This is a genomic window from Microbacterium paludicola (genome assembly GCF_039529675.1).
In the GTDB taxonomy this organism is placed as follows: Bacteria; Actinomycetota; Actinomycetes; order Actinomycetales; family Microbacteriaceae; genus Microbacterium; species Microbacterium paludicola.
The window spans coordinates 1-767 of record NZ_BAAANG010000048.1 but is presented as its reverse complement, the minus strand read 5'-3'; the positions used below and the strand labels follow the sequence as shown (position 1 = coordinate 767).

Genomic DNA, 767 nt, shown 5'->3' with positions numbered 1-767 from the left:
CGAAGGCCTGCCAATAGTTTCAATGCCACAACTTCGGTGGCGTGCTTGAGCCCCGTTACATTGTCGGCGCGGAATCACTTGACCAGTGAGCTATTACGCACTCTTTCAAGGGTGGCTGCTTCTAAGCCAACCTCCTGGTTGTCAAGGCAACTCCACATCCTTTCCCACTTAGCACGCGCTTTGGGACCTTAGTTGGTGGTCTGGGTTGTTTCCCTCTCGACTATGAAGCTTATCCCCCACAGTCTCACTGCTGCGCTCTCACTTACCGGCATTCGGAGTTTGGCTGACGTCAGTAACCTTGTAGGGCCCATCGGCCATCCAGTAGCTCTACCTCCGGCAAGAAACACGCAACGCTGCACCTAAATGCATTTCGGAGAGAACCAGCTATCACGAAGTTTGATTGGCCTTTCACCCCTATCCACAGCTCATCCCCTCAGTTTTCAACCTAAGTGGGTTCGGCCCTCCACGACGTCTTACCGTCGCTTCAGCCTGGCCATGGATAGATCACTTCGCTTCGGGTCTAGGACACGCGACTATGGTCGCCCTATTCAGACTCGCTTTCGCTACGGCTACCCCACACGGGTTAACCTCGCCACGTATCACTAACTCGCAGGCTCATTCTTCAAAAGGCACGCTGTCACCCCTACTAAGGAGGCTCCAACGGTTTGTAAGCAGACGGTTTCAGGTACTATTTCACTCCCCTCCCGGGGTACTTTTCACCTTTCCCTCACGGTACTTGTCCGCTATCGGTCATCTGGGAGTATTTA

General features: G+C 53.6%; 1 rRNA gene. It reads right to left on the bottom strand.

The window, feature by feature from the left end:
- Positions 1-767 (bottom strand): 23S ribosomal RNA (locus tag ABD161_RS15550); the annotation flags it as partial.